This window comes from Streptomyces sp. CB01373, from assembly GCF_002803075.1.
Lineage (GTDB): Bacteria > Actinomycetota > Actinomycetes > Streptomycetales > Streptomycetaceae > Streptomyces.
On record NZ_NNBK01000024.1, the window covers coordinates 42,882 to 55,521 of the forward strand.

The window sequence follows — 12,640 nt, forward strand, 5'->3', positions numbered from 1 at the left end:
CAGCTCTCTGTCAGTCGCCGTCGTTGTCGCCGAAGTCGGGACGGACGTCCCGGGCGGCCAGGATCTCGTCGTTGGAAGTGCCGGCCGCGACCATCGGCCAGACCATCGCGTCCTCGTGGACGATGAAGTCGACGACGACCGGGCGGTCGTTGATCGAGTTCGCCTCCTCGATGACCTTGTCGAGGTCCTCCGGGGACTCGCAGCGGATGGCGTAGCAGCCCATGGCCTCCGACAGCTTCACGAAGTCGGGGACGCGGGTGCCCCTGGCCTCCGGGTTGACGTCGCCCGGGCCGGAGTGCAGCACCGTGTTGGAGTACCGCTGGTTGTAGAACAGGGTCTGCCACTGGCGGACCATCCCGAGGGCGCCGTTGTTGATGACGGCGACCTTGATCGGGATGTTGTTCAGCGCGCAGGTGGTGAGTTCCTGGTTGGTCATCTGGAAGCAGCCGTCGCCGTCGATCGCCCAGACGGTCTTCTGCGGCTGGCCGGCCTTGGCGCCCATCGCGGCCGGAACGGCGTAGCCCATGGTTCCGGCGCCGCCGGAGTTCAGCCAGGTGGCGGGCTTGTCGTACTGGATGAAGTGCGCGGCCCACATCTGGTGCTGGCCGACGCCCGCGGCGAACACCGTGCCCTCGGGTGCGAGTTGCCCGATGCGCTCGATGACCTGCTGCGGGGAGAGCGAGCCGTCCCCGGGCTGCTCGTAGCCGAGCGGGTAGGTGTCGCGCCAGCGGCCGAGGTCGTTCCACCAGGCGGTGTAGTCGCCGCGGTGGCCCTCGCTGTGCTCCTTCTGGACGGCCTGGATCAGGTCGGCCAGGACCTCGCGGGCATCTCCGACGATCGGCACGTCGGCGGCGCGGTTCTTGCCGATCTCGGCCGGGTCGATGTCGGCGTGGACGATCTTGGCGTACGGGGCGAAGCTGTCCAGCTTGCCGGTGACGCGGTCGTCGAAGCGGGCTCCGAGGGCGACGATCAGGTCGGCCTTCTGCAGCGCGGTGACGGCGGTGACCGCACCGTGCATGCCCGGCATTCCCACGTGCAGCGGGTGGCTGTCGGGGAATGCGCCGAGCGCCATCAGGGTGGTGGTGACGGGCGCTCCGGTGAGTTCCGCGAGGACCTTCAGCTCGGCGGTGGCGCCGGCCTTGATGACGCCGCCGCCGACGTAGAGCACGGGCCGCCGCGCGGAGGTGATGAGCTTGGCCGCCTCGCGGATCTGTTTGGCGTGCGGCTTGGTGACCGGGCGGTAGCCGGGCAGGTCCATGACGGGCGGCCAGGAGAACGTCGTCTGCGTCTGCAGCACGTCCTTCGGAATGTCGACGAGGACCGGACCGGGGCGACCGGTCGAGGCGATGTGGAACGCCTCCGCGATCGTCTTCGGGATGTCCTCGGCCTTGGTGACCAGGAAGCTGTGCTTGGTGATCGGCATCGTGATGCCGACGATGTCCGCCTCCTGGAAGGCGTCCGTGCCGATCGCCTTGGAGACGACCTGGCCGGTGATCGCGACCAGCGGCACCGAGTCCATGTTCGCGTCGGCGATCGGCGTCACCAGGTTGGTGGCACCGGGGCCCGACGTGGCCATGCAGACGCCGACCTTGCCGGTCGCCTGTGCGTAGCCGGTGGCCGCGTGGCCCGCACCCTGTTCGTGACGGACGAGCACGTGGCGCACCCGCTTGGAGTCCATCATCGGGTCGTACGCGGGAAGGATCGTGCCGCCGGGAATGCCGAATACGGTGTCGACCCCGACCTCCTCGAGAGAGCGAATGAGGGACTTCGCACCCGTGACGTGCTCGGGCGCCGACGGGTGTCCTCCGGATCGGGGCCGCGGCTGCGGATGAGGGGCCCCGGTGGCCTGCTCGGTCATCGGCATTCTCTTCTCGATGCTGAGGGTTTTTGCGAGGTTTGGGCGGAGTTCGGGTGCCGCACGCCAGGTGCTCGTGCAACAAAAAACCCCTCGTGCCGCAAGGCAAGCGAGGGGAAGCGCGCCGGTGTGGTCGCTGGGTTCCGGATCGTCGTCCGGTGATTCCCAGCTCAGCCGACGCGCTGTCCAAGTACGAGAATTCGGGTGCGCATGGAAATGACCCTCCCTCCGGCACGCACCCGGTGTCAAGTGGGTGGGACGGGAGTCTCATTATGTGAGCGCAGGGCCGTCCCGCCTCCGAAGACGACGGGCACTCCCGCCGCCGTGTAGGCACCGGTGCTCCCGCCGGCGAACACCGGCTCGGCCGGACCGTGGGGCACCTGGTAGTGGCCCAGGGTGAGGGCCCGGCGCAGCCGGTACTCGTCCAGCGGGCCGGAGAACACCATGCCCTGACCGTGGGTGCACCCCATCGCGCGCAGGGCCACGGCCTGCTCCGGCAGGTCCACGCCGTCGGCCACGGAGCGGAGCCCGAGGTCGCCGGCGATCCGGAGCAGACCACTGGTGATCTTGTGCAGCCGGGCGGACTCGACGACGCCCTCGACCAGGCTGCGGTCGAGCTTCAGCACGTCGACGGGGAGCCTTCTGAGAGCCGTGACCGCCCCGTGGCCGCTGCCGAAGCCGTCCAGCGCGATGCGCACACCGAGCCGCCGCAGGGCGGCCAGGCGCCGCTCCAGCTCGTCCAGCGGCACCCGCGGGTCGGTGTCGGACAGCTCGATCACCAGGGCACCGGACGGCAGCCCGTGCCGGGTGAGCAGGGCCTCGACGGTTCCGGGCGGCAGCGAGCGGTCCACCAGACGGCGGGCGCCCATCCGGACCACAACGGACACGCCCGGGCCGGTCGCGGCGGCACGCTCGGCGGCCTGCGCCACGGCCTCCTCCAGCAACCAGCGGCCCAGTTCGGCCGTCCTGTCGCTGTCCTCGGCCACCCGCAGGAACTCGGCGGGGGTGAAGAGCACGCCCTGCGAGGACCGCCAGCGCGCCTGGGCGGCGACCGAGGTGATCCGGCCGTCGTCCAGGCGGACCACCGGCTGGTGCAGCAGGGTGAACTCGCCCTCGTGCAGGGCGTTTCTGAGCCGGGTGGCCAGCTCCGCCCTGCGGACGACGTCCTGCTGCATCTGCGGCTTGTACAGCTCGACCCGGCCCTTGCCCGCAGCCTTGGCGCGGTACATGGCGAGGTCGGCGTTGCGCAGCAATTCCCCTGCGCCGAGGCCGGGTTCGGCGAAGGCCACCCCGATGGACGCGGCCACGCGGACATCGTTGCCGTCGATGGCGTACGGCTGCGACAGCGTCAGCCTGAGGCGGTCGGCGAGCTCCAGGATGTGCCGTTCGCGCGCGGTGCGGTCGCGGGTGCCGTCCCCGACGATCAGGGCCGCGAACTCGTCGCCGCCGAGTCTGGACGCGGTGTCCCCGTGCCGTACCGCCTCGTGGAGTCTGCGGGCGGCCTGGACGAGCAGTTCGTCCCCGGCCTGGTGCCCGATGGTGTCGTTGACGCCCTTGAAGCCGTCGAGGTCGATGAAGAGCACGGCCGTGCCGTGGTCGGTCGAGCGACGGCCGGACAGGGCCTGCTGGACGCGCCTGGTGAACAGCGCGCGGTTGGGCAGGTCGGTGAGGGGGTCGTGCTCTGCGTTGTGCTGGAGCTGCGCCTGGAGGCGCACTCTCTCGGTCACGTCCCTGCTGTTGAAGATGAGGCCGCCGTGGTGGCGGTTGATGGTCGACTCCACGTTGAGCCAGCCGCCGTCGCCGGACCGGAAGCGGCACTCGATGCGCGCGGTGGGCTCCCCGACCGGGCTGGCGGCCAGGAAGCGGCGCACCTCGTGCACCACGGAGCCCAGGTCCTCGGGGTGGATGAGCCCGGCGAGTTCGGTGCCGACCAGGTCCTCCGCCGGCCGCCCGTACACCCCGGCGGCGGCCGGGGAGACGTACCGCAGGATGCCGCTCGGCGTGGCGATCATGATGACGTCGCTGGAGCCCTGGACCAGGGAGCGGAAGTGGTTCTCCTGCTGGGCGAGCTCCTGGGCGAGCACGATGTTGTCGCGCAGCACGATGCCCTGGCGCACCACGAGCACCAGCACGACGGCGCCGGAGGTGATCAGCACCACGCGGTCGACGCTGTGGCCGATGAGCGCGTTGTACAGGACCCCCAGCGTGCACACGGCCGCGGCGAGGTACGGGGTGAGGGCGGCGAGGGACCCGGCGACGGGCCGGCCGGCCGGATACCGGTCGTGGTCCGCGCCCGGTGCGGGCGGTCCGCCGGGCACGGGACGAGCGGCGCCGGCCTGCTGACCGGGCGCATGGTCGTCCGGAACGCGCGCGTGGTCCTCGGGGCCGTGCCCGTAGGCGTCGGCCACGCGCGCGTGCCCGGGGGCGGAACGCGGATCGAGGTCGGGCCCGTCCGGCTGGTGACCCTCGCCCTCGTACGGGTCCGCCTCGTACGGGTCCGTGCCGTGCGGCTCGTCGGCCGGTCCTCCGGGGCGGGGCGCCGCCCAGGGGGCGTAGGCCAGGAGCAGGGAGCCGGCGAACCAGCCGGCGTCGAGCAGTTGCCCCGAGCGGTAGCTGTTGTGCAGCAGCGGCGACGTGAACAGGGCGTCGCACAGCACGGTCAGGGCGAGCGCGCCGATCGCCGTGTTCACGGCGGTGCGGTTGATCGAGGAACACCGGAAGTGCAGCGCGAGCACCATGGACACCAGGGCGATGTCCAGCAGCGGGTACGCCAGCGAGAGCGCGGTGTGCGCGACGCTGGAGCCGTCGAACTTGGCCGCCTGGGCGAGTGCCAGGCTCCAGGAGAGCGTGAGCAGCGAGCCGCCGATCAGCCACGAGTCCAGCGCCAGGCGCGTCCACCCGGCCCTGTTCGCCGGACGCTTGGCGAGCACGAGCAGGCCGACGATCGCGGGTGGCGCGAAGCACAGGAAGAACAGGTCGGCGTAGCTGGGACTGGGGACGGACGTGCCGAGGACGACCTCGTACCACCCCCAGACCGAGTTGCCCAGCGCCGCCATCGCCGAGGAGAGGGCGAACAGCAGCCAGGCGGTCCGAAAGCGGACATGGCGGCCGCGGGCGTACAGCGCGCACGAGACGGCGGCGGTGCCGGCCGCGGCGCTCAGCCCGAAGTCGCCCATGAACAGGGCGACCTTGCTGGAACCCCAGCCGCACGCGGCACCGATGGCGTATCCCGCGCACACCAGTGCCAGCAGAAGCTGCGGGGCCAGTCTCGGACGGCAGTCGGCGGCCGCCGGCCGGGACAGCAGCACCCCCGGCGCGGGCGGCGTCCGCAGCGCGCCGTCGAACGCGGTCATGGCAGGCGGTGGCGGGCTCACCGGGACCTCCCGGTCCGCGCGGCCGGGTCCCCGGGCTTCCGGTGCGCCGGGTGGGCATGCCTCCGGCGGCCGCCGGGCCTGTGGTGGTGATGGGTGTGGTGGCTGTGGTGGCCGCGTCTGCGCGCGGCCGTGCGCCAGGGCCGCCGGTGGCGTCCCCGGCGCCGAACGGTGCGCGGCGCAGCCCCTGTCGGGACGATACACCAGTCTCGTCACTCAGGGACATAGCTCCTCTACGCTCCGTGACGACCAGCGCGGATGCGGGTACGCAGCGCGTCCGGAGGGTCGCGCACCGTACCCGAAGCGGATCAGGCGCTTGCCGTGCCCGTTGTGAGGACCACGTTGGCGAGCGGCTCCCGGTTCACGAAACGGCGCAACTGGTCCGTCAGAAGGCGTTCGGCGCGCGGCCGGAAGGCCGATGTGGGGCCGCCGACGTGCGGGCTGATCAGCACCCCCGGAGCGCGCCACAGGGGGTGGTCCGAAGGCAGCGGCTCGGGATCGGTGACGTCGAGGGCGGCGGTCAGGCGGCCGCTCTCCAGCTCGGTGAGCAGCGCCTCGGTGTCGACCACGGCGCCGCGCGCGACATTCACCAGCAGTGCGCCGTCCTTCATCCGCGCCAGGAAGTCCGCGTTCACCAAGGCGCGCGTGGACTCCGTCAAGGGTGTGGACAGGACGACGACATCGGCCTGGGGCAGCAGGGCGTGAAGGTCGGTGAGCGGATGCACCGGACCGCGCTCCGTGGTGCGCGCGGAGCGCGCCACGCGCGCCACCCGCGCGACCTCGAAGGGCACGAGCCGGTCCTCGATGGCGGCCCCGATCGAGCCGTACCCGACGATGAGGACGTTCTTGTCGGCGAGGGCGGGGTGGAAGCCTCCGCCCCACTCGCCCCGGTCCTGGGCCCGGACGAACCCGGGGACGCCGCGCAGCGAGGCCAGGACGAGCGTCAGGGCGAGCTCGGCGGTACTCGCCTCGTGCACCCCGCGCGCGTTGCAGAGCCGGACACCGGGCGGCAGGTGCCGCAGGCCCGGCTCCACCTGGTCGGTGCCGGCGGACAGCGTCTGCACGACCCGTACGGAACTCATCCGGGGCATCGGGCGCAGACCGACATCGCCGGGCCTCATGTACGGCACGACGTAGAAGACGCAGTCGGCGGGGTCCGCCGGGAACTCCTCGGCGCCGTCCCAGAAACGGTAGGAGGGCCCCTGCGGAAGCCCCGCGATCTCGTCCGGCGGAATGGGCAGCCATACGTCAGCAGTCATGCTCAGGAGGCTATGCCAGGGGCATGCGGCGTCAGAGGTTAGGTTGGTGGGCCCCGAGAGAGGGAGGGTTACGGCCAAGTGGAGCGCAGGACGATCGGCGCGGCGGCACTCGCGGTGGGGGCCGTCGGACTGGGGTGCATGCCGATGAACTGGGCGTACAGCACGTCGCGGCAGCGGGGCGCGGAGTCGCTCAGGGCCGTGCACCGGGCGCTGGACCTGGGCTCGACGCTCCTGGACACGGCCGACATGTACGGCCCGTTCACCAACGAGCTGCTGCTGGGGCGGGTGCTGAAGGAGCGACGGGCCGACGCCTTCGTCTCGACGAAGGTCGGTCTGCTGGTGGGTGACCAGCACATCGTGGCCAACGGCCGCCCCGGCTATGTGCGGCGGGCGTGCGACGCCTCGCTCAGACGGCTCCAGACGGACGTGATCGACCTCTACCAGTTGCACCGCGCCGATCCCGAGGTCCCGGTCGAGGAGACCTGGGGGGCGATGGCGGAGCTCGTGCGGGCCGGGAAGGTGCGGGCGCTCGGCCTGTGCGCGGTGGGGGCGCGCGGCCGGCGCCGGTCCGGTGCCCGGCTGCACGACGGAACGATCCGGCAGCTCGAGCGGGTGCAGCAGGTCTTCCCGGTCAGCGCGGTGCAGGCGGAGCTGTCGGTGTGGTCGCCGGAGGCGCTGGATGCGCTGCTGCCGTGGTGCGCGGAGCGCGGGATCGGCTTCCTGGCGGCGATGCCGCTGGGCAACGGCTTCCTGACCGGCACGCTCACCCCCGGCCAGGGGTTCGAGCCGGACGACGTGCGGGCCCGGCACCCCCGTTTCACCGCCGAGATGATGGCCGCGAACCAGCCGATCGTGGCCGGCCTGCGGCGTACGGCCGCCCGCCACGGCGAGGACGTCACCCCCGCCCAGGTGGCCCTGGCCTGGGTCCTGGCCCAGGGCCGCCACGTGATCCCGGTGCCCGGCGCCAAGCAGGAGCGCTGGGTCGCGGAGAACGCGAACTCGGCGGGGCTGCGGCTGACCCCCGGCGACCTGACGGAACTGAGCCGTCTGCCACCGGCCCGGGGTTCGTGGGACTGAGCCGGGCCCCGGACCGTCCACCGCGGGCGGGATTCGGGTGATCGGGAACCTGGGAGGCCTCCGCGGTGTAAGACAGGTAGAAGCCGCCGTGTGAAGGGACGAAGATCGTGCAACGTCGAGCTGTGACAGGCGTGCTGGCCGCCGCCCTGCTGCTGACGGCCGGCTGCTCCTCCGGGGCCTCGTCGGCCGGTGGGGACGGCGCGGCGCCAGGTCGTACGACCGCGGTGGCCTCGCCCTCCGGGCAGGCCCCCACGGAGACCGCGCCGCCGGCCAAGGGATCGGTGAAGGTCCTGCGCACGGTCGCGGAGGGCCTGAACAGCCCATGGGGACTGGCCCCGCTTCCCGGCGGTGGTCTCCTCGTCTCCTCCCGCGACCGGGCCACGATCACGCGGATCGACGAGAGGACGGGACAGAAGACCGAGCTGGGCAGGGTGTCCGGGGTGTCCCCCGAGGGCGAGGGCGGGCTGCTGGGCTTGGCGCTCTCCCCGGACTACGCCTCCGACCACATGATCTACGCCTACTTCACCTCGGCCTCGGACAACCGCATCGCCCGGATGCTGTACGACGACAAGAAGCCGCCCGGTATGCAACTGGGCGCACCCGACACGGTCTTCAAGGGCATCCCCAAGGGGGTCATCCACAACGGCGGCCGCATCGCCTTCGGCCCCGACAGGATGCTCTACGCGGGCACCGGCGAGACCGGTGACCGGGGCCTGGCCCAGGACAGGAAGTCCCTGGGCGGCAAGATCCTTCGGCTGACCCCGGACGGCCGGCCCGCCCCGGGCAACCCGTTCCCCGACTCCCCCGTGTACTCGTACGGCCACCGCAATGTGCAGGGCCTGGCCTGGGACGGCAAGCAGCGTCTCTTCGCCTCGGAGTTCGGCCAGGACACCTGGGACGAGCTGAACGCGATCAAGCCGGGCGACAACTACGGCTGGCCGGACGGCAAGTCGAACGACCCGAGGTTCCACAACCCGTTGACCCAGTGGCACACGGACGTGGCCTCCCCCAGCGGCATCGCCTACGCCGGGGGTTCCATCTGGATGGCGAGCCTGAAGGGCGAGCGCCTGTGGCGCATCCCCCTGCGCGGCACCGAGCTCTCGGCGGTCCCCGAGGCCTTCCTGACCGGTACCTACGGCCGTCTGCGCACGGTGGCCCCTGCGGGCGGCGACAAGCTCTGGCTGATCACCAGCAACACCGACGGCCGCGGCACTCCGAAGAAGGGCGACGACCGGATCCTGGAACTGGAGGTGAAGTAGGCCCCCGCCCGCCGCTCCGCCCCCGGCCCTCACTCCTGGCCGGTTTCGGCCTCCTCCGCGGAAGGCTCGGGCGGACGTACGACGACCTTCCCGGAGGCGAGGTCGATCGGCCCGCGCCCGGGATCATTGTCCCCGACGTCCTCCCGGGTCAGCTCCAGCCGGTTCTGCTCGTCCCGGGTGTGCTTGCGGCCGGGCGCGAACAGTTCCTCGAAATCGTTGAACACGGCTTCCCTCCCGGTCGGTGCCTCGCCGTCAGCCCGCGACCAGCCGGTCTTCGGCCCCCGGCGGAAACATGCCCAGCCGGTGGGCCAGTGCCGCCGCCTCTCCGCGGCCCGAAACACCCATTTTAGCCAGGATGTTCGAAACGTGGACGCTGGCCGTCTTCGGCGAGATGAACAGTTCCTCGGCTATCTGCCGGTTGGTGCGGCCGGCGGACACCAGCCGCAGGACGTCGCGTTCCCGGCCGGTCAGGCCCAGGGACTCGACGGGGTCGGCGGAAGCGGAGGAGTGCTGCGCGGCGCCGGTCAGGGCGAGGCGGGCGCGCCGGGCCAGCAGGGAGACGGAGTCGGCGAGCGGGCGGGCGCGCAGGTGCTCGGCGACGGCGTGCGCCAGGCGCAGCAGCTCGGTGGCCCGGTCCCGCTGGTCCTCGTCGGTGCCGAGCAGGACCTCGGCGAGACGGCAGCGGACGCGGGCGAGATCGTAGGGGCGTTCCAGCGTCTCGAAGGCGGCGACGATCCCGGCCCACTCCTCCGGGCAGCCGCGGCCCTCGGCGTGGAGCAGTTCGGCGCGCACCCAGCGTTCGTACGCCTGCCAGACGGGGACGTTGGTGGTCAGCGACTTGGCGGCGCCGCGGATCAGCTCCAGGGTCCCGGCGCGTCCGGGGCCGGCGACGGGCAGCCCTGCCGCGCGGGTCTCCATCGTGGCGGCGGTGAGCAGCAGCGGCCAGCCGTAGCGCTGGGTGCCGGGCGGGAAGCCGTCGTCCAGGACGCGCTGGAGTTCGGCGCGGGCGTCCAGCAGGCGGCCCTCGCCCGCGGCGACCGCGACGGCGATGCGGGCGAGCGGCAGGGCGTGCTGCGGCGCGTTGTCGTAGGCGCCGAAGTTGTCGAGGGCGTCGGCCAGTTGACCGGAGGCTTCGGTCAGGTCGCCGCGTTCGAGGGCGAGTTCGGCACGGATACGGGCGTGGAAGCCGCGCGGCTTGGCGCTCTGGCCGACCCGGCGGGACCGGGAGGCGGCCTCGGCGGCCTCCTCCCAACGCCCAAGGGTGAACAGCGACTCGGCGAGGTTGCCCCACACCCAGGCCTCGCTGTCCAGCAGGCCGAAGCGCCGGGTGAAGGCGATGCCCTGTTCCATGAGCGGCACGGCCTCGCGGGAGCGGCCGACGGACTCCAGCTCGGAGGGCAGGTTGACGTAGGAGCGGCCGGCGACGGCGGCGATGCAGTCGCCGACCGTGCGCCTGTTGACCTCGTACATCTCGGCGAGACCCGCCTCGACGTCGCCGGCCTGGACCATGAGGCCGCCCAGGGTGAGCCGCGCGGTCATCTCGATCTCGCAGGCGCCGACCATGCGGGCGTACTCCACGGCCCGTTCGGCGGCGGAGAGAACGTCGGGGCCCGGCACGTGGACCATGGACCACTGGGCGACGTTGGCCAGCACCTCCGCGTGCACCTCGGACGGCGGCAGCCCGCGCACGAGGTCCTGCGCGGTGCCCAGTTCCTGCCATCCGTCGCCGTGGGCCTTCGCCTGGACCAGTTTGGAGCGCTGGATCCAGAACCAGGCGGCGCGGAGGGGGTCGTTGTCGTCCTTCACTAGGCGCAGTGCCCGCTTGATGATCTTCAGGGCGCGGTCCCGCTCCCCGCAGAAGCGGCCCGCGACGGCGGCCTCGGCCATCAGGTCGAGGAAGGTGAGCGGGGTGGTCGCCGGATCGCCGCCGCAGGGAGGGTAGATCTCGGTGTAGTCGACGGGCCGCAGCCGGGCCCGCACCTCTTCCGGTGCGGCGTCCCACAGCTCCATCGCCCTTTCCAGCAGCCGCAGTTGCTCGCTGTAGGCGTGGCGTGCGCGGGCCGCGACGGAGGCGTCAAGAACGGCGGGCAGGGCCTTGGCCGGGTCGTGGGCGTGGTACCAGTAGCTGGCCAGCCGCGTGACCCGCTCGTCGGACGGGACGAGGGTGGGGTCGGCCTCCAGGGCTTCGGCGTAGCGGCGGTTGAGGCGGGTGCGCTCGCCGGGCAGCAGGTCGTCGCCGACTGCCTCTCGCACCAGGGAGTGCCGGAAGCGGTAGCCGTCCCCGGTCGGGGCGGCGATGAGGATGTTGGCGTTCACGGCGCCCCGCAGCGCCTCGATGAGGTCGTCCTCGGCGAGCCGGGCGACGGCCGCGAGCAGCCGGTGCTCGACGGTCGACCCGCCCTCGGCGGCGATCCTGACGATCCGCTGGGCGGGCTCGGGCAGCGTCTCGACCCGGACGAGCAGCAGGTCGCGCAGGGAGTCGCTGAGACTGGTGCGGCAGCCCTCGTGAGCGGCGACGGCGAGTTCCTCGACGAAGAAGGCGTTGCCGTCGGAGCGTTCGAAGATCTCGTCGACCTGGACCGGGTCCGGTTCGGTGGCGAGGATGCCGGCGATCTGCCGGCCCACTTCCTGCCGGGTGAGGCGGGCGAGTTCGAGGCGGCGGACCGCGCGGAGCCGGTCGAGTTCGGCGAGCAACGGCCGTAGCGGGTGGCGGCGGTGGATGTCGTCGGAGCGGTAGGTGGTCAGGACGACGAGGCGGCCGGTGCGCAGGGTGCGCAGGAGGTAGGCGAGCAGGTGCCGGGTGGAGGCGTCGGCCCAGTGCAGGTCCTCGAGGGCGACGACGACGGTGTGGTCGGCGGCGACGCGCTCCAGCAGGCGGGCGGTGAGTTCGAAGAGGCGGGCCATGCCTTCCTCGTCGTGCCGGCCGGTGCCTCGGGCGGGGGCCGGCTCGCCGATTTCCGGCAGCAGCCGGGCGAGTTCCTCCTCCTGTCCGGCCGCCGCGGCGGCGAGTTCGCCGGGCAGTTCACGGCGCAGGGCGCGCAGGGCGGCGGAGAAGGGGGCGAACGGCAGCCCGTCGGCGCCCATCTCCACACAGCCTCCGAGTGCCACGACGGCGCCGGCGCGAGCGGCGGCGGCGGCGAACTCCTCGACCAGGCGGGTCTTGCCGACGCCCGCCTCACCGCCGAGCAGCAGGGCCTGCGGCTCTCCCCGGGCCGCGCGGGCGAGCGCGTCGTGCAGCGTGCTCAACTCGTCGGCGCGGCCGACGAACACGGGACTGACGGACCTGGTCTCCACATGCCCGAGCATCGCACGCGGGTCCGGCAGCGCGGCACCTGTTTTCCGCACAGCGGGCGGAAGACCCCGGTCCACCCCCGTGGAGCCGGGACCTTCGTGGCCGCCGGGATCCCGCCGGCCCGCGTTCACGCCGCTCGGGTGAACCGGTACCGGTGCGGGCGGTGAGTATGGGGCTCCGTCTCGGCGGTCCGTCCACCGGCCGAGCGGCGGGCGGCACGGCGGGCGCGCAGGACCTCACGGACCAGGCGGTCATGCTCGGCGATGCGGCCGAGTTCGGCGGAGCGGAGCTGGTGCAGTTCGTAGTGGAACACGGTGTCTCCCTGGTGAGCGGTGGTTTCGGCGTCGCTTTCCGCGATGCCTCCACTGTCGTCTCCCAGGGGGTGCGGCCACATCGGGAGAATGCCGCATCTTCCCCGTGCGGGGCGCCTTAGGCGCGTGTGCGGCGGGCCTCGGCGGGGCCGTAAGGCACCGGGTGGGAAGGGTAAGGCGGCCACGACCCGGCCGGGACCGGCGTAAGGCGCGGCC

At 72.5% G+C, this 12,640-nt stretch carries 8 protein-coding genes; 2 read left to right on the forward strand and 6 right to left on the reverse strand.

From position 1 onward, the window contains the following. Positions 1 to 10: 10 nt before the first annotated feature. From CG719_RS31520 to CG719_RS31535, 3 genes are all read right to left on the reverse strand, one after another. On the reverse strand, positions 11 to 1,858 hold the full coding sequence (locus tag CG719_RS31520; protein WP_100572123.1) for an acetolactate synthase large subunit: 1,848 nt from the start codon (positions 1,856 to 1,858) through the stop codon (positions 11 to 13). 242 nt (positions 1,859 to 2,100) lie between these two features. Further along, on the reverse strand, positions 2,101 to 5,208 hold the full coding sequence (locus CG719_RS31530; RefSeq protein ID WP_100572124.1) for a putative bifunctional diguanylate cyclase/phosphodiesterase: 3,108 nt from the start codon (positions 5,206 to 5,208) through the stop codon (positions 2,101 to 2,103). 326 nt (positions 5,209 to 5,534) lie between these two features. Then, positions 5,535 to 6,485: a 2-hydroxyacid dehydrogenase gene (locus tag CG719_RS31535; RefSeq protein ID WP_100572125.1), complete on the reverse strand. Its 951-nt coding sequence runs from the start codon at positions 6,483 to 6,485 to the stop codon at positions 5,535 to 5,537. A 78-nt stretch (positions 6,486 to 6,563) separates the two neighbouring features. Between CG719_RS31535 and CG719_RS31540 the strand changes: the two genes are divergently transcribed. Further along, positions 6,564 to 7,562 carry an aldo/keto reductase gene (locus CG719_RS31540; protein ID WP_100572126.1) on the forward strand — a complete coding sequence of 333 codons (999 nt, stop codon included), beginning with the start codon at positions 6,564 to 6,566 and terminating at the stop codon, positions 7,560 to 7,562. 122 nt (positions 7,563 to 7,684) lie between these two features. Next, entirely contained in the window at positions 7,685 to 8,821 is a 1,137-nt protein-coding gene (locus tag CG719_RS31545) for a PQQ-dependent sugar dehydrogenase (RefSeq protein WP_100572127.1), read from the forward strand. A 29-nt stretch (positions 8,822 to 8,850) separates the two neighbouring features. Here the strand turns inward: CG719_RS31545 and CG719_RS31550 are convergent, their stop codons facing one another. From CG719_RS31550 to CG719_RS31560, 3 genes are all read right to left on the reverse strand, one after another. Continuing rightward, the gene (locus CG719_RS31550) at positions 8,851 to 9,045 is read right to left on the reverse strand and encodes a DUF6191 domain-containing protein (protein WP_100572128.1); all 195 of its coding nucleotides are present in this window, start codon (positions 9,043 to 9,045) and stop codon (positions 8,851 to 8,853) included. Positions 9,046 to 9,073: 28 nt separating this feature from the next. After that, positions 9,074 to 12,127 (reverse strand): helix-turn-helix transcriptional regulator, encoded by a 3,054-nt coding sequence (locus CG719_RS31555; RefSeq protein ID WP_100572129.1) that lies wholly within the window; start codon positions 12,125 to 12,127, stop codon positions 9,074 to 9,076. Between the two features lie 113 nt (positions 12,128 to 12,240). Further along, positions 12,241 to 12,426: a hypothetical protein gene (locus tag CG719_RS31560; RefSeq protein WP_100572130.1), complete on the reverse strand. Its 186-nt coding sequence runs from the start codon at positions 12,424 to 12,426 to the stop codon at positions 12,241 to 12,243. Positions 12,427 to 12,640: the final 214 nt, after the last annotated feature.